Source organism: Humibacillus xanthopallidus (assembly GCF_006717145.1).
Lineage (GTDB): Bacteria > Actinomycetota > Actinomycetes > Actinomycetales > Dermatophilaceae > Humibacillus > Humibacillus xanthopallidus.
The window spans coordinates 252345-277677 of sequence record NZ_VFQF01000003.1 but is presented as its reverse complement, the minus strand read 5'-3'; the positions used below and the strand labels follow the sequence as shown (position 1 = coordinate 277677).

The following is a 25333-nucleotide window of genomic DNA, read 5'->3' as shown; positions in this document are numbered from 1 at the left end:
GACGCAGTACGCATCCCTACGCAAGAGCCTTGCACGGGAGTGCCAACCCCACGCAGAGGAGCACGATGGACCGCGAGATTCAGTTCATTAGCGATGGCGACGGCGTTGCCGTCATCGGGAACCCGGCGGCGGTCGAGCGCTTCCTCGACGCCGAGGGGCTTGCGTCGAGAGACCTCGGGCTGCCCCGGCTGGGATCGGCTCTCAGCACCGCCTCTGTAGTGACGAAGGCGGGATCGGAGATCGCCGCCACCTCGGGCCGCTGGGTGAAACTGACGGAGAAGTCCGCGAAGGCACTCAAGGACACCCAAGGCCTCATGAAGGGTTCGGAGCCGGGCGCAAGTCGTGCCGTGTTGACGGACCGGGGAAAGATCAAGGGAATCCTGGAGTTCACGAGGACGCCGGGGTCCCTTCTGACCAACCCTGCCGTTCTCGCCGGTGCCGCCGGACTCATGGCCCAGCTCGCGATGCAGCAGACGATGGACGAGATCACCGACTATCTGGCCACGATCGACGAGAAAGTAGACGACGTCCTCCGCGCACAGAAGGACGCAGTGCTGGCCGACATGATCGGGGTGGGGTTCGTCATCGACGAGGCCATGACCGTGCGCGAGCACGTAGGCCGGGTATCCGATGTCACATGGTCAAAGGTGCAGGGCACGTCTGCGACGATTGCGCGCACCCAGGCCTACGCTGTGGGGCAGCTCGATGCACTTGCAGACAAACTGGACAAGAAGTCCAACGTCGGCGAGCTCGCCGCAGCGTCCAAGGACGCCGAAGGCACCGTCCAGGAGTGGCTCGCCGTGTTGGCCCGTAGCTTCCAACTACACGAAGCTCTTGGTGTGCTCGAGCTCGACCGGGTGCTGGACATCTCCCCTGACGAGATCGACCGGCACCGGATGGCCTTGCGGGCCGCCCGCCAAAAGCGTCTTGAGATCATATCTGGGGCCACGCAGCAACTCGTGGAACGCATAAGCGCCGCAGCCGGCACCGCCAACACCAAGGTGTTGCTTCACCCGACCTCCGCGCGCGAGGTGGTGCATGCGAGCAACCACGTCTCCAGCACCGTTGTCGGCTTCCATGCTCTGCTCGGCGTGGAGCAGGATGCGCGGTCACTCGAGGCGAGGCGATGGCTGGACGCGGCCACCGAAGCCAGGGACAAGGCTTATGACGCGGCTACGGAGGCCAGGGACAAGGCGCTCGTCACGGGAGCAGACGGCGTCGACACCGCCAAGCGGCTCGGTAATGAGACCTTCGGCCGCGCGCGGTCGATGACAGGAAGGCTGTCTTCGGGTTTCGCCGAGCGCACCCGCCGTCTGCGTGGGGACGAGACGGAGCCCGACGCGTAGAGGAACCCTGCTCGTCGCGGCTCAGTAGGTCAGCACTCGATGACGTTGACGGCGAGCCCGCCGCGCGCGGTCTCCTTGTACTTCACCTTCATGTCGGCGCCGGTCTCGCGCATCGTCTTGACGACCTTGTCGAGGCTGACGACGTGCGAGCCGTCACCGCGCAGCGCCGTGCGGGCGGCCGTGATCGCCTTGACCGAGGCGATCGCGTTGCGCTCGATGCACGGGATCTGGACGAGCCCGCCGACGGGGTCGCAGGTGAGGCCGAGGTTGTGCTCCATGCCGATCTCAGCGGCGTTCTCGACCTGCTCGGGCGTGCCGCCGAGCACCGCGGCCATCGCGCCGGCCGCCATCGAGCACGCGGAGCCGACCTCGCCCTGGCAGCCGACCTCGGCGCCCGAGATCGACGCGGTCTCCTTGTAGATGACGCCGATCGCGCCCGCGGTGAGCAGGAAGCGAACGATGCCGTCGCGGTCGGCGCCGCGCACGAAGTTGGCGTAGTAGTGCAGCACCGCCGGGATGATCCCGGCCGCCCCGTTGGTCGGGGCGGTGACGACGCGACCACCGGCAGCGTTCTCCTCGTTGACCGCGAGCGCGTAGAGGGTGATCCAGTCCATGCCGCGCAGCGGGTCGTCGCTGCCCGCCTCGAGCGCGAGCCGGCGCGCGAGCTCGGGCGCCCGCCGCCGCACTCGCAGACCTCCGGGCAGCACTCCCTCGGTGGCGATGCCGTTGCGCACGCACTCCTTCATGACCCGCCAGATGTCGAGCAATCCTTCGCGAACCTCGGCCTCCGTGCGCCACGACAGCTCGTTCTCGAGCATGATGCGCGCGATCGACTTGCCGGTCTCCTTGCACTGCGCGAGCAGCTCGTCGCCGGTGCGGAAGGGGTGGGCGACCGGCGTCGAGTCCTCGACGATCTTGGTCTGACCGTCGGCGTTCTCACCGACGACGAAGCCGCCACCGACGGAGTAGTACGTGTGCTGCGACAGCGTGGCTCCCGACGCATCGAGCGCGGTGAAGGTCATGCCGTTGGGGTGCAGCGGCAGCGTCTTGCGCCGGTGCAGCACGAGGTCCTCGTCCTCGACGAGATCGATCTCATGCTCTCCGAGCAGCGAGATCCGCTTCGTCGCTCGCATCTCAGCGAGACGCGCGTCGACCGCCCGCGGGTCGCACAGCTCCGGACGCTCACCCGTCAGCCCGAGCAGGACGGCCTTGTTGCTGCCGTGCCCGTGGCCGGTGGCGCCGAGCGAGCCGAAGAGCTCGGACCGCACCCGCGCGACCTGGTCGAGCCGGCCCTCGTCGCGGAGCCGCTCGACGAAGAGCACCGCGGCCCGCATGGGCCCGACCGTGTGCGAGCTCGACGGCCCGATGCCGATCGAGAAGAGGTCGAAAACGCTGAGCGCCATGTTGTCCTGACTTCGTGTCGTCGCTGACGGCGGCCGTCGCAGGGTGGTGGACGGCCCACCCGAGCCTACGACCCGCGTGGGCGTCGACGCACCACGCCGGGGTATGCCGTCCGCCCCCACCACCTCGAGTGGCCCCGTCGTCACACGCGCCCCAACTCGTCGAGTGGCCTCGTCGTCACACGCGTGCCACCACCGCCCCTCAGGTATGCCGTCCGCCCCCCTCTCGCGACAACCCTCACCCACTCGAGTGGCCTCGTCGTCACACGCGACCCTGCCCAAGCCTGCAACGTGCCTTGGACGGCATACAGTCTGGGCCGTGATGACGGAGCAGCCCCGCTGGGTCGACGCGACCGCCCTTCGACGTGCGGTGTCCGCGGACCGAGCACGCCGTCTCATCAGACAGGCCCTCGTCGACGGCCTCGACCCGGCGGCCGAGCCGGCACGGACGTCTTTGTCTGCCGGGGACGGACAGCTGCTCGTCATGCCGTCGGCCTCTCGCCGGGCCGCGGGGGTGAAGGTTGCCACGGTGGCGCCGGGCAACCCGAGCAAGGGGCTCGAGCGGATCCAGGCGGTCTACGTGCTCTTCGACGCGGCCACACTCACACCGTCGGCGCTGCTCGACGGCGCCGCCCTCACGACCCTGCGCACCCCCGCCGTGTCCGCCGTCGCCATCGACTGCCTTGCGCCGCAGGAGGTTTCGCGGGTCGTCATCATGGGCAGCGGACCTCAGGCCGTCGGCCACGCAGAGGCGATCCTCGCCATCCGGAGCCCTACGTCGATCACCGTTGCCGGGCGAGCACTCGACCGCGCCCGCTCCGCGGCGAACCGCGTCCGTGGCCTCGACGGCGCACCGCGCGTTGAGGCACTGGCCGTCACTGACCGGCAGGCCCTCGAGGAGGCGGTGCGCTCAGCGGACGTCATCGTCACGGCCACCACGGCTGAGGCCCCCGTGCTCGACGGGTCCTGGGTCCGCGACGGAGCGTGCGTCATCGCCATCGGATCGCACGAGCCCGACCGGCGCGAGCTCGGCAGCGACCTCCTGGGCCGGTCACTCGTCGTCGTCGAGGACCTCGCGACCGCCCGCCGCGAGGCTGGCGACGTCGTGCTCGCCGTCGCCGACGGCGCGCTCGAATGGGGCGGCGTGAGCACGCTGACCGACCTCGTGTGCGGACGCATCACGCGGGCGACCGACCGGTCGAACGTGTTCAAGGGCGTAGGTATGGCGTGGCAGGACCTCGTCGTGGCCGAGCACGCCACCCGCCTCTAGCCTGGCCACTCGACGGGGAGGACGCGGCACGAAGTGGCCACTCGACGAGGGAGAGGCGGCACGAAGTGGCCACTCGACGAGGGAGAAGCGGCACGAACTGGCCACTCGACGGGGAGGACGCGGCAAGAACTGGCCACTCGACGGGGTCAGTCGGTGCGGGGGTGGATGACGTCCTCGATCGGGGTCAGGCCGTCGTTGAAGGCGATGATGCGCCGGGCGGTGGTCTCCGGGTGCCCGACGACCGAGCGGATGACGTGCGCGACGTTGTCGCGTGACACCGACCCTGCGGCGACGCCCGCGCCCGACTCGATGTGGCCGGTCGCGTCCTCGAGCGTCAGCCCGCTCGGCCGCAGGATCGTCCACGCGAGGTCCGTGCCCTTGAGGTGCTCGTCGGCAGCGGCCTTGGCCTCGGCGTAGGCATAGAAGCCGTTGTCCGGAGAGACCCCGTGGTCGGGCCCGGCGCCGAAGTAGCTGACCATGACATAGCGCTCGACCCCGGCCTCGGCGGCGGCCGCCATCGAACGGATCGCAGCGTCGCGGTCGACGGCATACGTCCGCTCGGGACTGCCGCCGCCGGCACCCGCGGACCACACGACGACGTCGCTCCCGCGCAGCGCCTCGGCGATCTGCTCGGTCGTGGAGTTCTCGACGTCGAGGACGAGGGCGGTCGCGCCCGTCGCCTCCGTGTCGGCGACGTGGTCAGGGTTGCGCACGACCGAGATGACCTCGTGGCCGTCGTCGACGAGGAGGGGAGCAGCGAGCAGAGCCACCTTGCCGTGGCCGCCGATGAGCGTGATGCGAGACATGCCTCCACCATCTCAGAGCAACCTGAGCACCGCGCCCCCTCCCCAGCAATCGAAAGAGCAGTTCGTCGTCGCCCGGCCCCCCAAAGCGCGGCCCCCACAATCGAAAGAGCAGTTCGTCGCCCTTCCGCGTGACCGCGGGGGCCCGCTCGACGGCGACGAACTGCTCTTTCGATTGGATGCGGGTCAGTCGTTGCCGCGCCGCCCGAGGAGGATCCCGATGACGAGGCCGACGAACGCCGCCACGGCATACCCCGCGTAGCGCTTGACGAGAACCGGCATGACGGCCGACCCGAGGTCGAGCGCGTCGTCCTCCTCGACCGAGGAGGGCACCAGCCGCGGCCCGGGCGGGTATGCCGCCGGGCGCGGCGCCGCTGGCCCCGGCGTCACCGGCGTGGCTGGCGAAGCCGCTGCCGCCGCGCCGGACGAAGCCTCCGGAGCGATGGCCGTGCCGTCGGCAGTCGCAGCGCCTGCAGCCTCGACGACTCCCGCCTCTGCAGCGCCCGCCTCAGCGGGACCGGCCTCAGCCGCACCCGCCTCGACGCCACCGCCGTCGCCCTCGCCGAGGCGTGTCTCGATGCACGCGATGAACGCCATGAGCAGCTTGTCCGACACGTCCTGCATGACGCCCCGGCCGAACTGTGCCGGCTTGCCCGTGACGGCGAGGTCGGTGACGACGTCGGCGCGGGTGCCGGTGCCGTCGGGCGAGAGCTCGATGGTCACCGACGCCCCGGCCGTGCCGTTGCCGCGCTTGTCCTTGCCCTTGGCCTCGATCACCGCCCGGTGGGCCGCGTCGTCACGCTCGACGAAGGACCCGGAGCCGGAGTAGAGCAGGGCGATCGGGCCGAGCTTGACCTTGACCGTGCCGGAGAAGCTCTCCTCCGACACCTCCGTCACGGTCGCGCCCGGGAAGCACCCGCCGACCTTCTCGAGGTCCATGAAGAGCGCCCACGCGTCGTCGACCGAGGTCGGCACGGTGAAGGAGTGCGTCAGCTCCATCCGGCGATCACGCCCCGGCCGCGGCGAGCACCGCGCGCCGCGTCAGCACCGTGGCGAGGTGCTTGCGGTAGTCGGAGTCGCCGTTGAGGTCGGAGGGCGGGTTGGTGCCCTCGGCCACCGAGGCCACCGCAGCGCGCACGGCCTCGTCGGTCGCGGGCTGCCCGACGAGGGCGTCCTCGACCGCACGAGCGCGCAGGGGGGTCGAGCCCATGTTGGTCAGGCCGACCCGGGCCTCGGCGATCGAGCCGCCCTCGCTGCGCACCGTCGCCGCGATGCCGACGATCGACCACTGGTGGCTGACGCGCACGAACTTCTCGTAGTGCGCTCCCCAGCCCGTGTGCTTGGGCACGCGGATCTGCGTGAGCAGCTCGCCCTCGCCGACAGCGGTCGTGAAGAGGTCCTCGAAGAAGTCGTCGCCGGCGACCGTGCGGGTCGAGCCGCCCGGCCCTGCGATGACGAACTCCGCACCGAGGGCCAGCGCCGGAGCACCGACGTCACCGGCCGGGTCGGCGTGCACGAGGGCGCCGCCGATCGTGCCGCGGTGGCGGATCTGCGGGTCCGCCACGGTCTGGATCGCCTTGGACAGCAGGGCGGCATGCGTCCCGACGGCCTCGGAGGCCAGCACGGCGGCATACGTCGTCATGGCGCCGATGACGAGGGTGTCACCCTCCTCGGTGATGCCCTGGAGCTCGCCGATGCGGCCGAGGTCGATGACGAACCCCGGAGCGTTGAGCCGCATCCGCAGGATGGGCAGCAGCGACTGGCCACCGGCGAGCACCTTGGCGTCGTCACCGTGCTCGGCGAGCGCGCTGATGGCCTCCTCGACCGAGCCGGGCGCGATGTAGTCGAACTGTGCGGGGATCACTGGTCGCTCCCTTCGGTCGTGGTGCTGGGACTGCCGGCGCCCGGGTCCTGGTTGGGCGTGGCCTCGTCGAAGTGCGGCGCAGCGGCGCGCTCGCCCTCGTGGGACACCGCCTGCCCGGCCTGGATCGCCTTCCACACCCGCTCGGGCGTGCACGGCATGACGATGTCGTCGACGCCGAGCGGGCGCACCGCGTCGATGATCGCGTTGACGACCGCCGGGGTCGACGCGATGGTGCCGGCCTCGCCGACTCCCTTGGTGCCCAAGGTGTTCGTCGTCGACGGCGAGGTCGTGTGGTCGGTGATGAAGCTGATCGTGTCGGCCGCGGTCGGCAGGGTGTAGTCGACGAACGAGCCGGTCACGAGGGTGCCCTGCTCGTCGTACTCCGCGCCCTCCCACAGGGCCTGCGCGATGCCCTGGACGAGGCCACCGTGCACCTGGCCCTCGACGATGAGCGGGTTGATGATCGTGCCGATGTCGTCGACGCAGACGTACTTGCGCATCGTCGTCGCCCCGGTCTCCGTGTCGACCTCCATGGCGCACAGGTGCGTGCCGTGGGGGAAGGAGAAGTTGTCGGGGTCGAAGGTAGCGTCGGCGTCGATGCTGGGCTCAGCCCCGTCGGGGAGGTTGTGCGCCGTGAAGGTCGCCAGCGCGATCTCGGCGATGCCGATGCCCTTGTCGGTGCCCTTGACGCCGAACCGGCCGGCCTTGAACTCCAGGTCGTCCTCGCTCGCCTCGAGCAGGTGGGCGGCGAAGACCTTGGCCTTGTCGATGACCTTGTCGGCGGCCCGGACGACGGCCTCGGCTCCGACGACGAGCGAGCGCGAGCCGTAGGTGTCGAGTCCGCGCGGTGAGGTCTGCGTGTCGCCGTGCAGCACCTCGACGTCCTCGAAGGGCACGCCGAGCCGGTCGGCGACGATCTGGCTCCATGCCGTCTCGTGGCCCTGGCCGTGTGGCGAGACACCCGTGACGACCTCGACCTTGCCGGTCGCGAGCATGCGGATGCTCGCGTGCTCCCAGCCGCCGGCGCCGTAGCTCAGCTGGCCGAGGATGCGTGACGGCGCGAGGCCACACATCTCGGTGAAGGTCGAGACGCCGATGCCCAGCTGCACGGGGTCGTTGCTCTCGCGGCGGCGCTGCTGCTCGGCTCGAAGCTCGTCGTAGCCGAAGAGCTCCTTGGCCCTGGCGGTCGCCGCCTCGTAGTTGCCCGAGTCATAGGTCATGCCCGCGACCGTCGTGAAGGGGAACTCCTCGTGCGTGATCCAGTTCTGCTCGCGCACCTCGAGCGGGTCGCGTCCGAGCTCGGCTGCGAGCTCGTCCATCATCCGCTCGATCCCGAAGGTCGCCTCGGGGCGACCGGCGCCGCGGTAGGCGTCGACCCACGTCTTGTTGGTGAGCACCGTCTGGCAGTTGAACTGGTAGGCGGGGAACTTGTAGATCGAGTTGAACATCCACGCGCCGAGCACCGGCACGCCGCCGCCGACGATGGCGACGTAGGCGCCCATGTCGGCGAGCAGCTCGACCTTGAAGCCGGTGACCGTGCCGTCCTTCTCGGCCGACAGCGTCAGCTTCTGCCACTGGTCGCGGCCGTGGTGGCCCGAGAGCAGCGACTCCGACCGGGTCTCGGTGTACTTGCAGGGCTTGCCGAGGCGCCGGGCGACCGCGATCGTCGCGAACTCCTCGGGCGTCGTCTGCAGCTTGCCGCCGAAGCCGCCGCCCACGTCGGGCGCGATGACGCGCACCTTCGACTCGGGGATGCCCATCGTCGCCGAGATGAGGAAGCGCAGGATGTGCGGGATCTGCGTGGCCGACCAGACGACCATCTGCTCGCCCGTCGGGTCGACGACGACCGAGCGCGGCTCCATGAAGGCGGGGATGAGCCGCTGCTGGCGGAACTCGCGCTCGATGACGACACCGTCGGCGCGGGCCTTGGCGATCGCCGCGTCGACGTCGCCGCCGGTGCCGGCCTCCGCCGAGTCGAGCTTCCAGAAGGCGGACTTGTTCGTGCCCAGGTCGGGGTGGGCGAGGACCGTGTCGGCCGCCGCCTCCTTGAGGTCGAGCACGGCCGGCAGCTCGTCGTAGTCGACGTCGACGAGCTCGGCGGCGTCGCGCGCGGCAGCCGCGCTGCGGGCGACGACGACGGCCACGATCTCGCCGGCGCACGCGACCCGCTCGACCGCGACCGGCAGGTGGGTGGGCGTGACCTGGTCGGGCGTGATCGGCCACGCGTTGGCGTTGACGCCCTGCACGTCCTTGATGTCGGCGCCGGTGACGACGTCGATGACGCCGGGAGCGGCCTTGGCCTCGGACGTGTCGATCGCCGTGATCGTCGCGTGCGCAAAGGGGCTGCGCACCATGGCGAGGTGCAGCATGCCGGGCAGCTGGATGTTGTCGGTCCAGCGGGTGCGACCGGTGATGAGCCGCTGGTCCTCCTTGCGGCGCCGGGCCTTGCCGATCTCGAGCTCGGGTGCCGCGGTGTCGGTGCGGTCGTCGGTGATCGTCATGACGACACCGCCTGCGAGCTCAGCTCGCCGGCCGCCTGCTGCACGGCCTTGACGATGTTGTGGTAGCCGGTGCAGCGGCAGAGGTTGCCCTCGAGACCCTCGCGGATCTCCTGCTCGCTCGGGTTCGGGTTGTTCTTCAGCACGTCACACGCCTGCATGATCATGCCGGGCGTGCAGTAGCCGCACTGGAGGGCGTGGCACTCGTGGAAGGCCTTCTGCACCGGGTGCAGCTCGCCGTTCTCGCTGAGGCCCTCGATCGTCGTGACCTCGTGCCCGTCCGCCTGGACGGCGAGGACGTTGCACGACTTGACGCTGGTGCCGTCGAGGTGGACCGTGCAGGCCCCGCAGTTGCTCGTGTCGCAACCGACGACCGTGCCGGTCTTGCCGACCGTCTCTCGTAGGTAGTGGACCAAGAGGGTCCGGGGCTCGACCTCGTCGGTGTAGCTCACACCGTCGACGATCACCGTGATTCGACTCATGCTTCATGTCCTCCTGCCGCGCTGCAGTGACTTCCCCGCCCTGAGTCTCGCTCCCGTTCAACTACCTGACAAGGGCTGGGGGCAGACTGTTCCCCATGACGCTGCACGCCGACGACTACCAGGCCCTCCGATCGCGCTACGACTCCATGACCTACCGCCGCACGGGCCGGTCGGGGCTCGACCTGCCGGCGGTCTCGCTCGGCCTCTGGCACAACTTCGGCGACGATGTGCCGCTCGATCGCCAGCGCGCGACCCTGCGCCGTGCCTTCGACCTCGGGGTGACGCACTTCGACCTCGCGAACAACTACGGCCCGCCCTACGGCTCCGCGGAGCGCAACTTCGGCGCGATCTACGCGCAGGACTTCAGGCGCTACCGCGACGAGCTGATCCTCTCGACCAAGGCGGGCTACGACATGTGGCCCGGCCCCTACGGCCAGGGCGGCGGCAGCCGCAAGTACGTCCTCTCCTCGCTCGACCAGTCGCTCCAGCGGATGGGCGTCGACTACGTCGACATCTTCTACAGCCACCGCTTCGACGAGACGACGCCGCTCGAGGAGACGATGGGTGCGCTCGACACGGCGGTGCGCCAGGGCAAGGCGCTCTATGTCGGCATCTCGTCCTACTCGGGCCCACGCACCCGCGAGGCCGTGCAGATCCTGCGCGAGCTCGGCACCCCGCTGCTCATCCACCAGCCGAGCTACTCGATGCTCAACCGCTGGGTCGAGGAGGACCTGCTCGACGTGCTCGGTGAGGAGGGCGTCGGCTGCATCGCCTTCTCGCCGCTCGCGCAGGGCATGCTCACCGACAAGTACCTCAAGGGCGTGCCCGCCGGCTCACGCGCGGCGCAGGGCAAGTCGCTCTCGCCGAAGCTGCTCAGCGATCAGAACCTCAAGCACATCCGCGCGCTCAACCGCATGGCGAAGGCCCGCGGTCAGTCGCTCGCGCAGATGGCGCTCGCGTGGATCCTGCGCGACGAGCGCGTCACGTCGGTGCTCATCGGCGCGTCGTCGGTCCAGCAGCTCGAGAACAGCCTCGGATCGCTCGACAACCTCGACTTCACCCCCGAGGAGCTCGCCAAGATCGACACCCATGCCGTCGAGGGCGGCATCAACCTCTGGAAGCGCTCGAGCGCCCACTGAGCGCTCCCGAGCACTCAGGCCACCACGCCGGTATGCCGTCCGGCCGGGTCCCCGACGCGAGCGCAGATCGCGCGTCGGCTGGGACCGGGTCGGACGGCATACCTGCTCGTCAGCCGGTGGCGCCGCTGAGCGCGCTCCACGTGTCGACGGCCTGGCTGAGGATGGCGTCGGCGAGGTCGGCTGCGCGCTCGACGTCGCGGGCGGCGATGGCCTCGGCGAGCGGCGCGTGGGGCAGCAGGTCGGCGCGGTCGGCAGCGAGAACGGGGTCCATCGAGTCGGGCCACGAGTCGACGGCGCGCTCGAGCGAGTTGAGGGCGAGCCGGAACGCGAAGTTGTTGCTCGACTCGACGATCTCGCGCCAGAAGGACCGGTCGGCGTCGGGGTGGGCGTCGTCGCAGTAGTCGACGCAGCTGGCGATGATGCGGGCGTGCGACTCCGCGGTGCCACGGGCGGCGGCGAGGCGGGCGGCCTCGCGACCGATGGAGCGGCGCATCTCGAGCCCGTCGCGCACGATGGACGGGTCCGGCTCGCCGGCCACCTCCGCGAGGTGGGCGAGCAGGTCGAGGCCGGCGGTGGCGCGCACGTCGCGGACGGTCGTGCGCCCTCCGGGGACGATGCGCACGAAACCGGCGTGCTGCAGCCGCTGCAGGGCCTCGCGCACGGTGTAGCGGTTGACGCCGAAGGACAGCGCGAGCTCACGCTCGGCCGGCACGGCGTCACCGGGGGAGAGCCGGCCCGTGAGGATGGCGTCGCGGAGCTCAGCGAAGACCTCCTGCGTCACCGGCTGGCGGGTGACGGGGCCGAACCCCGAATGACTCACGGGGGGTGAGCCTGCCACCCAAGTGGTCACATCTTCAAGTGCCTGCCCCTGTGCCTCGACGGCACCTCGCCCCACCCGTCACACGTGGTGTCTCGTTCGCCACGTCGAACGGACGAGGCCGCACCGGCGAACTAGCGTTGGGGGAAGGAGCGCGTGTCATGTCAACCGCATCGCCGAATCAGACAGACCCCGGCCCTGGAGCCGACCAGCCGCATCCCGAGCAACCGCAGCAACGAGCAGGGGTCGCGGGCCGCGTGACGCTGGCGATCGCCGTCCTCGTCGTCGGTCTCCCGTGCATGCTCTATCTCACGACCGGCGTCACACTCTCGGTCCTGTCGTGGAGCCCTACCTACGAGGTCTGGCTGTCGGTGACCCTGAGCCTCGCGATCGTGGCGACGACCGGTCTCGTCGTGTGGCTGGGAAGGAAGATCCGTCGCAGGTCTCGCGCCGCAGGTTCACTCGTCGTGGCCGCGGGCCTGTTTGCGGCTGTGACCTCTCTCCTCGCCGCGAACGGTGCGCTGGACACCAGGGCGAACGACCCGCACCCGACCGTGGTCAACGCCTCGTCGAACACGATCGTCGTGTTCACCGGAGTCGATGACCTGCGTCAGTGGACCACGCTCGCGCCGGGAGAGTCCGCGCAGGGCGACCGACCCTTCCTCGCCCTCGACGGCTGCTACCGCACTCTGCGCCTCGAGGCCCGCACACCTGACGGGCGGGTGATCGACACCCGCAACGGGATCTGCAACAACGACACCTGGCGGATCACGGACGCCGGCGCATCAGGATCTTGAGCGTCGCCGGTGCCGCTCGCGCGGAACGTACGGCGAGCACCTCGCCGGTCGACGGGAGCGACGGCAAGGAGGCGGGTCAGCTGCCGACGTGCGTGTCGTGCGCAGCATGGTGGTGGATGGGCCCCTCCGTGACCGCGAGACGCTCGCCGGCGCCGCCCCACCGCAGCGCGATGATCTCGGCGGCGATCGAGACGGCCGTCTCCTCGGGAGTGCGGGCGCCGAGGTCGAGGCCGATCGGCGAGCTCATCCGGGCCAGCTCGTCGTCAGTGAGGCCAGCCTCACGGAGGCGCTCGAGGCGGTCCTCGTGGGTGCGGCGCGAGCCCATGGCACCGATGTAGGCGACCTCCGGCAGGCGCAGGGCGACCTCGAGCAGCGGCACGTCGAACTTCGGGTCGTGGGTGAGCACCGCGATGACGGTGCGCGCGTCGATCCTGCCCTCGTCGACCTCGCCCTGGAGGTAGTCGTGCGGCCACTTGACGATCACCTCGTCGGCGCCGGGAAAGCGCGTCTTCGTCGCAAAGACGGGCCGGGCGTCGCAGACGGTGACGTGGTAGCCGAGGAAGCCGCCGACCCGGGCCACCGCGGCCGCGAAGTCGATGGCGCCGAAGACGAGCATCCGCGGCTTGGGGGCATGGGCGGCGACGAAGACCCGCATGCCCTCGCCGCGCCGCTCACCGTCGGGTCCGTAGGTGAGGATCGCCGAGCGACCTTGTGCCAGCAGGCCCCTCGCGTCGTCGCGCAGGGCGTCGTCGGCCCGGCCACTGCCGAGCGATCCGAGCACGGAGGTCGCCTCGTCGCCCTCGTCTTCGTTGTGGACGACGATCCGGCGTCCGACCCAGGTGGGCTCGGGGTGCTCGATGACGGTCACGACGGCGACGGGCCGTCCGGCATCGATGTCTGCCGCGACTGCACCGAGCTCGGGGAAGGTCTCGGGTGAGACCTTCTCGACGAAGACGTCGAGGATGCCCCCGCAGGTCAGCCCCACGGCATACGCGTCGTCGTCGCTCACGCCGTAGCGCTGGAGGACCGGCCGACCGGACGCGACGACCTCCTGGGCGAGCTCGTAGACGGCGCCCTCGACGCAGCCGCCCGACACGGAGCCGACGGCCTCGCCGCCGGGCCCGACGAGCATCGACGCGCCGGGTTGGCGCGGCGCCGAGCGCCACGTGCCGACGACGGTGCCGACGCCGACGGTCTCGCCGGCCGACCACCACTGCATCAGCTCGTTCATCACCTCACGCATGGGCGACCACCTCGATCAGCTCCTCGAACGTCGCGAGCGAGTGCCCGGCGACGAAGTCGTCGATGTGCGGCAGGGCCGCGACGATGCCCTGCTGCACCGGCTCGTAGCCGACCTTGCCGCGGTGCGGGTTGGCCCAGACCACGCGGTGGGCGAGGGCGGCGAGCCGGCGCATCTGCTCGCCGAGCACCTCGGGCCCCTCGCGCTCCCAGCCGTCGGAGAAGACGACGACGACGGCGCCCCTCGCCATGCCGCGCCGCCCCCAGCGGTCGAGGAAGGCGCCGATCGAGTCGCCGAGCCGGGTGCCGCCCGACCAGTCGGGCACGACGCGACCGGCGGCTGCGAGCGCACGGTCGGGGTCGCGCTCGGTGAGCGCTCGGGTCACGTGCGTGAGGCGGGTGCCCATCGTGAAGACCTCGACGTGCTCAGCCCGGCGCACGTAGGCGTGGGCGAGACGAAGGAGGCTGTCGGCATACGGGCTCATCGACCCCGAGACGTCGATGAGCAGCACGACGCGGCGGGCGCGGACCCCGCGGCGGCGGTGGTGGATGCGGCCGGGCTCGCCCATCCGCCGCAGCTGCTCGCGGAGGGTGGCGGGCCCGTCGATCGCGCCGCTGCGCCCGCGCACGTGGCGGCGGGCGCGGCGCCGGGGGCATCGGGGCTGCAAGGTTGCGAAGACGCGCGCCGCGGCGGCCCGGTCAGCCGGGGTGAGGCTGGCGACGTCACGGTGGCGGAGGATCTCCTGCGCGCTCGCCTTGGCCTGCACGGAGTCGACGTCGCCTTCGTCGCCGCCCTCACCCTCGCCGCTGTCGAGCGGCGCCTGCACGACGGGCGGGCGCACGACGTCAACGCGCTGGCCGGGCTTGATCACCTCGCCGCCGAACCAGCGCTCGAAGACCTCGTCGTATGCCGCGAAGTCGGCGGGCGTCGACGTGAGGGTCGCGCGGCCGGCCCAGTAGACGTGCGAGCGCTCGTCGATGCCGACCGTCGCGACGGCGACGAGGAAGGTGCGCTCGCGGTCGGCGGTGACGCCGATGCCGGCTGCGCGCAGCGCGCGGGCGAAGCCGAGGAGCAGCTCGTCGGGGGCCGGCTCCCGGGGCGGGGTCCGGGCGGCGAGGTCGATGGCGCCGGTGGTCATGTCCTGCTCACGCGGTGAGGAGCTTGTCGAGCGACGCGCGGATCCGCTCGGAGTCCTCGCGGTACTTCAGGGCGGCACCGAGGGTCGCGGCGGCGACCTCGGGGTCGAGACGGGTCGCGCCGACGGTCTCGAGGGCGCGCGCCCAGTCGAGCGTCTCGGCGACGCCCGGCGGCTTGATGAGGTCGCCGCTCGTGCGGAGGCGCTGGACGAGGGTGACAACCTGCTCGGCGAGGGCGGCGCTGACCTCGGGGAGCCGGGTGCGCACGATCTCGAGCTCGCGGGCGAGACCCGGGTGGTCGATCCAGTGGTAGAGGCAGCGGCGCTTGAGCGCGTCGTGCAGCTCGCGGGTGCGGTTGGAGGTGAGCACGACGATGGGCGGGGTGGCGGCTGCGATGGTGCCTAGCTCGGGGATCGTCACCTGCCAGGTGCTGAGGACCTCGAGGAGGAAGGCCTCGAACTCGTCGTCGGCGCGGTCGATCTCGTCGATGAGCAGGACGCACGGGGCTTCGCGCAGGGCCTGGAGCACGGGGCGGGCGAGGAGGAAGCGCTCGTCGAAGAGCTCGGCCTCGAGGGCTTGGGGGTCGCGGTGCTCGTCGCGGCTCAGAGCCTCGACGGTGCGCAGGTGGAGGATCTGGCGCGGAAAGTCCCAGTCGTAGAGGGCCTGCGTCGCGTCGATGCCCTCGTAGCACTGGAGCCGGATGAGCTGGAGGTCGAGGGTGGTGGCGAGCGCCTCGGCGAGGGCGGTCTTGCCGGTTCCGGGCTCGCCCTCGAGCAGGATCGGGCGGGAGAGGCGCGTCGCGAGGAAGGTGATGGTCGCGAGGGCCTCGTCGGCAAGGTAGCCGGTGCGGGCGAGGGCAGCCGTGACGTCGTCGGCACTGGCGAACAGGTGATCCACCCCCTGAGCATCACTCATCGACGCAGGTTGCGGAAGCGGTGGGCCGCGACTGGCGGGACTAGCGGTGCGCGCCGAGCTCTTCAGGGGTGTCCGCGTCGCGGCCGGTGGCGAGGTCGCCGCACTCGACGAGCTCGTGCGGGGTGCCGCGGAAGTAGTGGCGGGCGCCGTGGTCGCCGATCGCCGAGGCGATGACCGCGTCCCAGTGGGCGCGCCCGATGAGCGCCGGGTGCCCGGGCACGCCGTTGTATGCCGCCCGGCGCAGTGTCGCTCGGAGGTCGGGGGCTGTGGGGGCGGCGGGGGTGGGGGTGCTGGGGCTGGGGCTGGCCGGCTCGCGGCGCTCGACGGCGTGCTCGTCGGGCTCGGGGTGGGGCGAGTGGGTGTTGTCGACGTGGCGCGGTGCGTCGAGCACGCGGGCGACGACTTCTGGGGTGAGGTCCGGCAGGTCGACGAGCGTGACGAGGACGGCGTCGACGCAGCCCTCACCCTCGTGGGTGGAGCGGGTGAGGGCGGTGAGGCCCGCGCGGAGGGAGGCGCCCATGCCCTCGTGCCAGTCGGGGCAGGTCACGACGTCGACGTCACGGCCGAGCGAGGTGACGATGGCCGACACCTCCTCGGCGGCGGCACCGACGACGACGGTGATGCCCGTGCAGCCGCCGGCGTGCAGCAGGGAGACGGCCTGCTCGACGAGCGTTGAGTCGCCTGGATGGCGTCGGAGGAGCGCCTTCGGCCCGCCCATCCGTTTGCCGGCACCGGCCGCGAGAACGAGCCCGCGGACGTGCGTGGCTCGGCCGTGCACGGAAGCCGGATGGGATGCGGTGTCGCTCTCGCTCACACTCGAAACCTACCCGTGGAGCCAGCCGAAGGCGTGGCCAACCGAACGCGATGGACCCGGGTCACTCCGCCCAGAATGACGCGGCCATGCAACCAAATCGTCTGCGATTCTCTCGCCCAGCAGAGTTCTTGCGCAGTAGGGGGCTTGCGATCCAGATCGGTTCGACATGCTCTAAACGATCGGCGCGCCGGCGCGCCAGCCCACGGATCGCGCCGCCAAGAGGACCGTTACTGTCCGTTGCTCACCAGTCGTCGCTAAGGGAAATAACTACCTCTGTGATTTCGGCAGCCTCGAACTCGGCTCGCACTTGGGCGGTGCACCGCAGTCGGACCGGGACAAGGACCGATGCCCAGTCGTCATCTCCGTAGACGATCCTCCCACCCAGGACGTCGGCGTAGTCGTGGGCAGAACCTGGTGATAGGCCAATGTCGAGGTCGGCCTCGAACTCAACGACGACCTCGTCGAGGCGTAGCCCGTAGTCGTACTCGTAAACGGTGCCCGAGTCGATGAGCGGAAAGCCCGTTGGGGCGGCCCTGACGGCGGTCACGATGACATCGCCGAGGTCATCGAGAATCCTGGCGATAGATGAGTCGTCGACGAGCAGCTCCAGAAGTCCACGAACGACCCGCTCGGAGTCCGCGGTCTCGAGGGCGTTTCCGGTCAGGGCACGTATGTGGTCGACGACTTCGCGTTCGGCCTCGTCGAGTTGGAACTCTTCCCAGCCATCGTCAGTGCTGTTGGGCGCCGGGGGCACAGTCACTGATGCGCGGCCTGTAGCGGTGGGCGGGTACGGCCCCTGCCCAGGACCGCCATCAGAGCCCTGGTCTGGACCACCGCTGTCCGGGTCATCATCGTTTGAGCCGGGCTGGCCTAGGTCGACGCGGGTCCGCTCGTAAACGAACTGACCGAGCGCATCGAGCCACACATCTTCGGTGGTGATGACGTCACGAGCGACATCCCGTGCTTCGCGGAGCACATTCTCAAAGCTGGTCATGGCCGGGTGCTGCCCGAGCAGGACAGCCGCCCGCCGGTGGCGCACTCCGACAACCATGAGGTCTCGAGCGGCTCGTGTCGGAACGCCAAACCGTAGGTACTCGGGGAGCAGGACTACAGCCTCGGCAACTCCCCTCTCGGTGTCGGCAAAGTAGCGCTGTAGGACTGCGACGGCCTGCTCGACGAGTGTGGCGAGTGAGTAGGAGATCACGCTTCCGTAGATGCGCAAGACTTCGTCAACGGTGCGGCCGGTGGCCGTGGCGATATCAGCGAAGCTGTCTCCGTTGATCCACCGCACGACAAAATCCCGGACCGACACTGGCTCGGGAAGGTTATCCGGCGGGACGAACTCCGCGTCGGGAAACGCTTCCCGGAGGTCTTCCCGGAAATCGGGCTGCCGATAGGCCCAAGCCAAGACCGCATCGATAAGAAACGGGTCTCGAGGTGTTTCAACGCTGTCCCAGTTGTCTAGCAGTGGCACCAAGTCGTCCACGACTGAGTCGACCAGCCTGGCTCTAGCTCCGGTCTCCCTGACCCAGCCAATGCGGCCGCTGGTCCGCAGGCTGGCCAGCCGGTCGGCGCGCATTGCGAAGACCCGCGCGAGGAGTTGTTGGCCCGACGGGTCGAGCTGCTTGGCGGCGAAGGTATGTGATGCAAGGGCCGCGGCAAGCTCGCGGAATTCTTCGTCACCGATCTCGTCGTGCAGCAACTCCAGGAGCGTCGAGTCCACCCCGTCAGTCAAGGGGAAGAGGCCAGCAGCACCCTCTAGCAGGTCGTTGCTCAGGCGGGTGCCTCGCGATATGGCATTCCGCAGTGCCTCCACAAGGGCACGAAGCGCACCATGTACGTCCTCACCCGGCCGGCCCGTGGCCACGGGTTCCACCGCGCGCCATTGGTTCGGATTGGCCACGATCACGAGGCCCTTCGTGGAGCTCCCCGCGCGGCCGGCACGGCCTACCAAGTTCCTGATGTCTCGAGCCAGCATCGGGATCGGCATGCCAGTGCGAGTTCGCCGCTGAACCGCGTACAACACCAGCGTTCGAATGGGTAGGTTGATACCTTCTGCCAGTGTGCCAGTGCACAGCACGAGCCGAATCTTGCCATCGCTTAGCAATTCCTCCACGGCCTCCCGAGTTTCCTGAGGAATGTCGCCGTGATGCACGACCACTCCAGCACGCAGGGATTGAGTTCCCACCCAGCCCGGGCCGAACTCACGGCCGAGATAATCGCTCACCAATTCGATAGCGGTCTGATCTTCGACTGCGTCGATCGGCCGCGGGAGTGGTACATCGCTGTCGAGCTGCTTCAACAGTTCCTCAGCGAGCCCAACGACTCCCTGCGCCCCCGTCTTCGTCGCTGAGAAGACAGCGACTGTACCCAGAACGAGCGACTTCCGGGCCGCCGCGATTGCCTGCGTTTTGACTGAGGAGAAGTTGTAGGTGTTGGGGCGCAGGGTCGTGGGATTGGTGAACTGGAAGTCTGAGACCTGGAGGAAGTCGGGAAGGGTGTGGGCCTCGAGGTTCGTGTCGACAGCCTGCATCTGCAATCCGACGCGGGTCGCTCGCCCGCTTCCGCGGGGGCGAAGCACGGCGTACTCGGCTTCGGCCGGCCGGAAGTCACTACGCACCACCGACCCTTCCGAGCCGCCGAGCCAAGCATTGATCTCCTCGATGTTCGGGACGATGGCCGAGACGAAGACGGTCCGAAGTCGGCTCCCCTCCCTGCCGAGGAGACGAGCGAGAAGTAGTTCGAGCCCCACCCCTCGGCCGGGCTGGTCAAGCAGATGGCCTTCGTCACACACGACTAGTGAGATTCGCCGCACCAGCTCCGGCGCGCTTCCCAGCAACCCGGTCAGTGCCTCGGGGGTTGCGATGATGGCGCGAAGGTCGTCAAGTCCTTGGGCCTCGTCGTAAGTGGGAACTGTCCCACCGTAGACGGTGCGGGTGTTCAACCCCACTCGTGAGAGTCTGCGAGCAACCGAGCCGCGCAACTCACGCGCGAGCGCCCGGTAGGGAACCAAGAGCACGGCGAGGTCGGCGGGGCGGTCGATCAGATGATTGAACAGTAGGGTCTCAGTAAGCGCCGTCTTACCCGCGCCGGTCGGCATCTCCATCGCGTAGGACGCCTCGCTTGACAGGAGGCCGGCCTCGATTGCGGCAATCTGCGAGGGAAAGAAGTCCCAGACTGGCCGAGGGCGGTTCATCAACGAGCCGACCAAGGGCGTCCATTTCTCAGATGCGCCGTCAGGAAGCACTGCTCGCACGTTTGTGCGGCTGAAGCGCTCCATCAGCGCGGCATAGACTCGCTCCGCGACCCAAGTATCTGGATCTTCTTCAAGGGCGGCCGCGGCCGCGCCTTCTGCGGCAATCCGCGCCAGTTCGATCGAGTCTAAGTCGCCAGTGATCACTGCCTGAAGCAGGCGCTGTACGCGCTCGGAGCCCGCTCTCGCGGGTCGGGCGAGAAAGTCGTAGCAGGCGCGGTATGTGTCTTGTTGCCAGCCGTCCCCGGGCACTTGTCGCATCGCGACGTAAGCTGAGGCAGAGTAGCCACCGCTGTAGAACGCCGCAGCGGAGTAAAAGGTCGCGTCAAGTTGCGCGTTTCCCTCCAAACCACCGGCGAGCTGTGAGAGGGCATTGCCGAGAGTGGCCCAGTCGCGGGAGTCCGCTGGGGCGTCTCGCAGCAGGTCGAACAATTCGCCTACCAGAGACAGGAAGAGGTCGAACGAGCGTCCGTCCTGATAGTCGAGGCCAACTATCTGGGCCGGGAGCCTGTACTGTTCGAGGCTTTGTCTGGTGTCGGCGTCGGCAATCCATGTCCGCAGCAGCTGTCTCATGCGCCTAAGACATCTACGTCTGAGTTCGCCATGAGGACCTCGTACAGACGCTCGTAGTTTTCCTTCAGGTCGGGCACGGAGATCACAACCAAGGTGCACTCCGACGTCCCAGGCGGCGTGACACCAGCTAGTTCCTTTTCCACGAGGTCGGAGCTAATGACCGCCACGGCTCTGAACTCGTATTTTGCCGGAGGGTGATCGGTTGCTCTCACGAATCGCTCGAGATGGTCCAGTTTGACAGTGCCGAGGTCACCCAAGATGGCTTTCTCCTTGAGCCACATCAGCGTCTTCACAAGGCGGCTCTCACGATCTTTTCGTGAATCCGCAATAGCTGACGCTATAGGAGTCGACGTGCCATTGGTGGACTTGGTCTTCACCTCTGCGCACACGATCACGTCGTCTTCGGAGGCCGTTGGCCAGTGAGGCAGCTGAAACTGAACGACGTCAGAGCCTTGGGAAGGCTTGGTCCGCCCGCTCTTGAGGCGCCACATCTTGGGCTCCAGCACCCGGTCTGGGTGGGCACGCGAGGCCAAGTAGAGCGCTGTCACGATCTCGCCATAGTCGCCGGCCATTACCGACCCCTTGTCGGGCATAACCGCGCCGACAACCGTCTCGTAGGGGAGACCTTTGCCGTCAACGACAGCCTGCAGGTGACCATCCGCGATGTAGCATCGTCGCGCCGGCACACCCAGTAGCTGTGTCCACGCGGCGGCCCTGTCCGCCCCGATGCTTACCATGACATATGGCTCGGCAAGGGACTCACTAAAGAACGATCGGACTTCCGCGAGGTCGAGCCCCAGTTCCTCCATCAGTGTCCACTCCTGCGCCCCACGTCGCGCGTGTAATAACTGCCGTCGATGGCAAGCGTCAGCCTAAGGGGCTCTCCCACCTGGGCGGGGACGGGGGTGTTTGATGGGCTCTTGACTCCATCCTGCCATTGGTCTCCCACAACACGGCAGCGGCGCGCCCACGTGCGTGAATGAGGGTACGTCAGTGCTTCTCGGACTGCAGCAGGAGTTCCACGTCCTGCAGTCCGACCAGTTCGATCCAAAGACTGTTCGGGTCGCAAATGAGGTGATCGACGGGCACGGCGCCTGCCCTGACCGCGGGTTGCTGACCTCCGAGACCAAGGATCGGACGCTAGTCCGGCTCAAAGCTCTGCCGGCCTCCGGTCGGGTAACCGCAGTGTGGTGGCGGACCCGGCACGCGGTCACCCCGGCACCTGCCTGCGCATCGGGCGTACCGGGTCTTGTCGGTGGCGAACCGCCCGGTGGCTGCTGATCCCCTAGCGTTGACGCGCCGCACACGTACGGTCACTCCCTGGCCTGCATTCCATTCCCCTCTAAGCCAGACGGGCCGGCAGCCTGCGACGACGCGCCACCCCTCCCGTATAGCCACCGGCGATGAAGAAGGTCATGTCCACCACCTTGGCCCGGGGGTAGAGCCGGGTGGTCGGCTGCCCGGTGGTGAAGTCCAATGTGGGCTCACGGAGTCGGTCGATGGCCGGCGCGTTGGCTTGATAGAAATCCCCGACACGTCGCAGAGCAGCCTGGCCAAAGGTGGAGACGCCAAAGCCTTTCTTGAAGTAGGTATCGAAGGCCGGAACGCAGCCGAATACGCCAAGCATCACCTTGGTCACGAGGATGTCGGATGCTTCGACCGGGCGTAGCGCAGAGCGGACATCGAGGGCGGTCCTATAGACCAGATCAATGCCTGTCGTGTCATAGCCATCGAGGTCCAAGTCCCATACCTGGGCAGGGGCATGGGCGATGGTCTCAATAAGCGGAGCTAGGTGGCGGGCGCTTCGCTGCAGCAGGTCGGATGATCCGCGCAGCATCCCCCAACTGGCGAGGTAGAAGCCGAGGTGGAGGCAGCTGGTCTCCATGCCGGTGGGCTCACCCCAGGCTGCGACCGTTGTCCGGTGCTGTTGGAAGTGGTTGAAGCAGTAGTCGAATGAGGCGTACCGCGCGGTCGGGTTGCGATCGCCGAGATATCTCCCGACGGCTTCCTCGATGTCCACCTCGGGCGGCAGCTGCGCAACTGCTCTCCGGGGCTGACCATCTGACTGCGACTTCTCGAGGGCGGGCTCGGCGTCGTAACGCCTGTACAGGCCGTGCTCGATCCGCGTGATGAGCGGCTGCCGGTTGGCGAACATGCCGCGCGACCCGGCAGACGCGTTGGAGGTTGCAGCCTGAATATGCGCGCGGAGTGATTGTTCCTTCACGTCCGGGTAGTGGCGGCGGAACCATCCGACCATCTCGGAGGCTCGAAATGGGTCCGTGAGGTGCTCTACGCATTCCTCTAGGCGATCCCAGATCGTGTCAGCCACGGAATCATCTTCCCACCTGGTCCTAGCGTGCGCCCCGATCGCAGTAAGCTCAACCGTTCAGGTGCTGATCTGACCGCCAACTTGAACTCGGTGGACCGTGGACACTCGAGGCTCTGGCGGGCCAGGAAAGACGTCGCGCCGCCCGATGCGCCGACGTCGAGTTCGCTCATGAGGCGGAGGGCTCCACCTGCGGAAGCGACGGACGCGGTCGTGCGTTGGTCAGCATGCCCGGATGATCGGAGAGCAGATCGGGACCACCCGATGGAGATGCGTCTATCCGCCGCCTGTGCCCGCACCTTCCTCGCCGAAGACAAGACCTACCAGGTGCGGGGGATGCCGCCTCGCTTGGGATTGTGGTACCAAGGCAGACGAGTCTGTCGGGCGGTGGGGGGCCGCCCACGCCGTTCCGTCGACTCAGTACAATAGTTCGGCCCTGGAGGCTCAACGCCCGCACATGTCTTCCGGGCGATATCTAACAGCGAGAGGCCGTGCGTCGCCGACCTGCGGCATCAGGGTCCACCCGGCTCAACGGGAACCGCCACTGGCATCCGCGAAGATGTCCGCATGTGGTCATGTGGGAGGCGTACGAGACGATGCCCTCGTCAGGGCTACAGCGACAACGAGTGAGGTCGGAAGTTGATCGTTGACGAGGACCACCCGCGGCGGGTCCGATTCTTTGGTGTGCATGACCTGGCGTCAGGCTGGTACGTCGAACGGGTGGCAGAAATCGTCGAAAGCTTCGACCCTTCTAGGGTCCCGACAAGCACAGTCGACATCATCGAACTTCACAACGTGCAGCAGTACCTCGAGAACGACTTCCTCCCACAGGCATACACCCAAGAGCAACGAGACTTCGCAAGGTCCCAGAGAGGGAATCTCCGAGCTGCAGTCGCGCGATACTTCAGCGCGATCGACGAGGCCACCTGTTCAAGCGTCGTCGCAGATGTCGGATACGAGTACCACGCCGATCTGCTCGAACTTCTGGGCAGGAGCGGGGCCTTCGAGCGCTGCGCACCAACGGCAATGCTGCCAGCGCTGAAGAGTGCTGGCGTCAACCTCGGCACGTTGCTGACATGCAAGAGGTTGGTGGCCGCTTATGACAACGAGATGCGCGACGAGTTGCTCGCCTCACCCCGGAACGCGGAACACGTGATCCGGAAGCATCTACAGAGGGACATCCGCGGAGAGGTGTACCTGCCCACCAGCTTCAAGCCGGAGGATTCGCGCGACCTCCTCGCGAGCTACATCGACTATCCGGATGCGAACCCCAACTACGTCAGCATGATCGAGACCGCACAGGTCAGTACGGCCACCGGTGTTGACGCCAAGCTCAAGTTGCGGGCGAAGCGGCGCAGCGCCGAGACGACCCAGCGGTTCTTCGAGGAGAATGCTGGGTTCAAGACTGGGACCGAAGTAGGCCTTTCCGATACACAGGTTGAGCCGGCCAGATATGAGGTGGACGAGTCCGATGGATTGGTCATCCGGCTTACTTACAGCCGTCGGTGGCTGGAGGACACCCTGGACAACCCCAGCATCCTCAACAACTTCCAGCATCTGTTCGAGTTCGCAAACCGACACACGCTTCTTACACTGCCGTCGTACCCAGCACGGCTCGGTGTCTTCGAGCGTTTCATGACGACAACCGGAAGGACTGACTACCATATCGGCGCCGCCTTTCGCTCAATCGACCAAAGCAGCCTTCTGCAGACGCGTCTATATCAACACTTTTTGGGAACAAAGGACGTCGACATAGAAGATGTCTTCCGTTGGTTCTTCGAGGAGTATCTGCCTGAAGAGTTCGGGGCTAAGAACTTCTCGTTCACACCGTCGAGCAGGGGTGCATCCTACTTGGAGAAGGTCAGACATCTCTTTGTCGAGATGGAGAGCGTAGTAAACCAATTCACGCTGTTCGTCGAAGACGGCGAACTCGACCGAGATCTTCTGGCGATCACCTCAGCCCCGGTGCGATACAGGCAGGTACCGAGCCTGTTGACGGGGAAGTATCTCTACGCAACCACGGGAGATGGGATCGTCGGCATCCTGCACCACCTGTTCTCCGACCAGTCGGGACTGGCCTATATTGACGAAGATCTGAAGGCCGACGACGCTGCCAGCCTCTTCCTGGAAAACGAAGTTGGCTACGAAGACCTCCACGACTTCCAGAATCGAACTGTCGACCAACTCATCGAATTGGGCATCATGGAGAACCATGGCTCGCGGTTGCGCATCCGCAGCGCAGAACAGTTCATTATCCTAAAGGCCCTGTTCGACACGCGGGCAGCCAGCTACTACCATCTCTCCGAAGCTGGTCGGGCAGAAGCGGACGCCATGACCGAGAGGGGATGGACCACTCGCCAATCGTCGTTGCTGACGGAAGCAGAGGGACAGTACTTCAACTACTTCCTGAATAAAGTCGATTTCAGCAACGGTCCCGAACTACGGAACAAGTACCTGCACGGATCGCAGGCGAACGCGGACGGCGAGGACGCACACTTCCACACGTACGTCACGGCGCTCCGGCTAACCACTGCGCTCATCATCAAGCTAAACGATGACTTCTGTCTCACCGCGCTGGCCGCAGAAGCAGACCGCGCCTGACGATGAGAGCGCCTATGTCTCCCTCCTCGGAACCCGGGGTCCTCGCGGCGCCACGCAGT

General features: G+C 68.0%; 19 protein-coding genes. 5 read left to right on the top strand and 14 right to left on the bottom strand.

What is annotated here, in order from left to right; genetic code table 11:
* The first annotated feature begins 65 nt into the window (after nucleotides 1–65).
* The gene (locus FHX52_RS19275) at nucleotides 66–1346 is read left to right on the top strand and encodes a hypothetical protein (protein ID WP_141824000.1); all 1281 of its coding nucleotides are present in this window, start codon (nucleotides 66–68) and stop codon (nucleotides 1344–1346) included.
* Nucleotides 1347–1375: 29 nt separating this feature from the next.
* On the opposite strand, the gene FHX52_RS19270 is transcribed toward FHX52_RS19275, so the two are convergent.
* A complete protein-coding gene (locus tag FHX52_RS19270) occupies nucleotides 1376–2749 on the bottom strand; it encodes an L-serine ammonia-lyase (protein WP_141823999.1) in 1374 nt (457 codons plus the stop codon).
* 319 nt (nucleotides 2750–3068) lie between these two features.
* On the opposite strand from FHX52_RS19270, the gene FHX52_RS19265 reads away from it, so the two are divergent.
* The gene (locus FHX52_RS19265; protein ID WP_141824777.1) at nucleotides 3069–4016 is read left to right on the top strand and encodes an ornithine cyclodeaminase family protein; all 948 of its coding nucleotides are present in this window, start codon (nucleotides 3069–3071) and stop codon (nucleotides 4014–4016) included.
* A 146-nt stretch (nucleotides 4017–4162) separates the two neighbouring features.
* On the opposite strand, the gene FHX52_RS19260 is transcribed toward FHX52_RS19265, so the two are convergent.
* The 5 genes from FHX52_RS19260 to FHX52_RS19240 form a co-directional block, all read right to left on the bottom strand.
* A complete protein-coding gene (locus FHX52_RS19260; protein WP_141823998.1) occupies nucleotides 4163–4822 on the bottom strand; it encodes an SDR family oxidoreductase in 660 nt (219 codons plus the stop codon).
* 183 nt (nucleotides 4823–5005) lie between these two features.
* Nucleotides 5006–5818, bottom strand: coding sequence for an SRPBCC family protein (locus FHX52_RS19255; RefSeq protein ID WP_141823997.1), 813 nt, complete (start codon nucleotides 5816–5818; stop codon nucleotides 5006–5008).
* Nucleotides 5819–5825: 7 nt separating this feature from the next.
* On the bottom strand, nucleotides 5826–6683 hold the full coding sequence (locus FHX52_RS19250; RefSeq protein WP_141823996.1) for an FAD binding domain-containing protein: 858 nt from the start codon (nucleotides 6681–6683) through the stop codon (nucleotides 5826–5828).
* The gene (locus FHX52_RS19245) at nucleotides 6680–9184 is read right to left on the bottom strand and encodes a xanthine dehydrogenase family protein molybdopterin-binding subunit (RefSeq protein WP_141823995.1); all 2505 of its coding nucleotides are present in this window, start codon (nucleotides 9182–9184) and stop codon (nucleotides 6680–6682) included. The genes FHX52_RS19250 and FHX52_RS19245 overlap by 4 nt, the downstream gene beginning before the upstream one ends.
* Nucleotides 9181–9663, bottom strand: a complete 483-nt coding sequence (locus FHX52_RS19240) for a (2Fe-2S)-binding protein (RefSeq protein WP_141823994.1) — start codon at nucleotides 9661–9663, stop codon at nucleotides 9181–9183. Before FHX52_RS19240 ends, FHX52_RS19245 begins: the two co-directional genes overlap by 4 nt.
* Before the next feature lie 95 nt (nucleotides 9664–9758).
* On the opposite strand from FHX52_RS19240, the gene mgrA reads away from it, so the two are divergent.
* Nucleotides 9759–10802, top strand: coding sequence for an L-glyceraldehyde 3-phosphate reductase (mgrA, locus tag FHX52_RS19235; RefSeq protein WP_141823993.1), 1044 nt, complete (start codon nucleotides 9759–9761; stop codon nucleotides 10800–10802).
* A 109-nt stretch (nucleotides 10803–10911) separates the two neighbouring features.
* On the opposite strand, the gene FHX52_RS19230 is transcribed toward mgrA, so the two are convergent.
* Nucleotides 10912–11622 carry a FadR/GntR family transcriptional regulator gene (locus FHX52_RS19230; protein WP_185747393.1) on the bottom strand — a complete coding sequence of 237 codons (711 nt, stop codon included), beginning with the start codon at nucleotides 11620–11622 and terminating at the stop codon, nucleotides 10912–10914.
* A gap of 158 nt (nucleotides 11623–11780) precedes the next feature.
* Here FHX52_RS19230 and FHX52_RS19225 point away from each other — a divergent pair, with 158 nt between their 5' ends.
* Nucleotides 11781–12416 (top strand): hypothetical protein, encoded by a 636-nt coding sequence (locus FHX52_RS19225; RefSeq protein ID WP_141823991.1) that lies wholly within the window; start codon nucleotides 11781–11783, stop codon nucleotides 12414–12416.
* Between the two features lie 76 nt (nucleotides 12417–12492).
* Here the strand turns inward: FHX52_RS19225 and FHX52_RS19220 are convergent, their stop codons facing one another.
* From FHX52_RS19220 to FHX52_RS19190, 7 genes are all read right to left on the bottom strand, one after another.
* Nucleotides 12493–13659 carry an XdhC family protein gene (locus FHX52_RS19220; protein ID WP_141823990.1) on the bottom strand — a complete coding sequence of 389 codons (1167 nt, stop codon included), beginning with the start codon at nucleotides 13657–13659 and terminating at the stop codon, nucleotides 12493–12495.
* Nucleotides 13652–14794 (bottom strand): vWA domain-containing protein, encoded by a 1143-nt coding sequence (locus FHX52_RS19215; RefSeq protein WP_141823989.1) that lies wholly within the window; start codon nucleotides 14792–14794, stop codon nucleotides 13652–13654. The genes FHX52_RS19220 and FHX52_RS19215 overlap by 8 nt, the downstream gene beginning before the upstream one ends.
* Before the next feature lie 7 nt (nucleotides 14795–14801).
* Complete coding sequence (locus FHX52_RS19210; RefSeq protein WP_185747392.1) at nucleotides 14802–15707, bottom strand: AAA family ATPase; 906 nt, start codon at nucleotides 15705–15707, stop codon at nucleotides 14802–14804.
* A gap of 40 nt (nucleotides 15708–15747) precedes the next feature.
* The gene (locus FHX52_RS19205) at nucleotides 15748–16521 is read right to left on the bottom strand and encodes a nucleotidyltransferase family protein (RefSeq protein WP_221630666.1); all 774 of its coding nucleotides are present in this window, start codon (nucleotides 16519–16521) and stop codon (nucleotides 15748–15750) included.
* A 241-nt stretch (nucleotides 16522–16762) separates the two neighbouring features.
* Complete coding sequence (locus FHX52_RS19200; protein ID WP_141823988.1) at nucleotides 16763–20347, bottom strand: DEAD/DEAH box helicase; 3585 nt, start codon at nucleotides 20345–20347, stop codon at nucleotides 16763–16765.
* Nucleotides 20344–21156 (bottom strand): Hachiman antiphage defense system protein HamA, encoded by an 813-nt coding sequence (locus tag FHX52_RS19195; protein WP_141823987.1) that lies wholly within the window; start codon nucleotides 21154–21156, stop codon nucleotides 20344–20346. Before FHX52_RS19195 ends, FHX52_RS19200 begins: the two co-directional genes overlap by 4 nt.
* 533 nt (nucleotides 21157–21689) lie before the next feature.
* The gene (locus FHX52_RS19190; RefSeq protein WP_141823986.1) at nucleotides 21690–22676 is read right to left on the bottom strand and encodes a DUF7669 domain-containing protein; all 987 of its coding nucleotides are present in this window, start codon (nucleotides 22674–22676) and stop codon (nucleotides 21690–21692) included.
* A gap of 636 nt (nucleotides 22677–23312) precedes the next feature.
* Between FHX52_RS19190 and FHX52_RS19185 the strand changes: the two genes are divergently transcribed.
* Nucleotides 23313–25274, top strand: coding sequence for a hypothetical protein (locus tag FHX52_RS19185; protein ID WP_141823985.1), 1962 nt, complete (start codon nucleotides 23313–23315; stop codon nucleotides 25272–25274).
* Nucleotides 25275–25333: the final 59 nt, after the last annotated feature.

Coding starts and splice junctions, on each gene's coding strand:
- FHX52_RS19275 (WP_141824000.1), top strand. CDS start 66: ATGGACCGCGAGATTCAGTTCATTAGCGATGGCGACGGCGTTGCCGTC.
- FHX52_RS19270 (WP_141823999.1), bottom strand. CDS start 2,749: ATGGCGCTCAGCGTTTTCGACCTCTTCTCGATCGGCATCGGGCCGTCG.
- FHX52_RS19265 (WP_141824777.1), top strand. CDS start 3,069: ATGACGGAGCAGCCCCGCTGGGTCGACGCGACCGCCCTTCGACGTGCG.
- FHX52_RS19260 (WP_141823998.1), bottom strand. CDS start 4,822: ATGTCTCGCATCACGCTCATCGGCGGCCACGGCAAGGTGGCTCTGCTC.
- FHX52_RS19255 (WP_141823997.1), bottom strand. CDS start 5,818: ATGGAGCTGACGCACTCCTTCACCGTGCCGACCTCGGTCGACGACGCG.
- FHX52_RS19245 (WP_141823995.1), bottom strand. CDS start 9,184: ATGACGATCACCGACGACCGCACCGACACCGCGGCACCCGAGCTCGAG.
- FHX52_RS19240 (WP_141823994.1), bottom strand. CDS start 9,663: ATGAGTCGAATCACGGTGATCGTCGACGGTGTGAGCTACACCGACGAG.
- mgrA (WP_141823993.1), top strand. CDS start 9,759: ATGACGCTGCACGCCGACGACTACCAGGCCCTCCGATCGCGCTACGAC.
- FHX52_RS19225 (WP_141823991.1), top strand. CDS start 11,781: ATGTCAACCGCATCGCCGAATCAGACAGACCCCGGCCCTGGAGCCGAC.
- FHX52_RS19220 (WP_141823990.1), bottom strand. CDS start 13,659: ATGCGTGAGGTGATGAACGAGCTGATGCAGTGGTGGTCGGCCGGCGAG.
- FHX52_RS19215 (WP_141823989.1), bottom strand. CDS start 14,794: ATGACCACCGGCGCCATCGACCTCGCCGCCCGGACCCCGCCCCGGGAG.
- FHX52_RS19210 (WP_185747392.1), bottom strand. CDS start 15,707: ATGAGTGATGCTCAGGGGGTGGATCACCTGTTCGCCAGTGCCGACGAC.
- FHX52_RS19200 (WP_141823988.1), bottom strand. CDS start 20,347: ATGAGACAGCTGCTGCGGACATGGATTGCCGACGCCGACACCAGACAA.
- FHX52_RS19195 (WP_141823987.1), bottom strand. CDS start 21,156: ATGGAGGAACTGGGGCTCGACCTCGCGGAAGTCCGATCGTTCTTTAGT.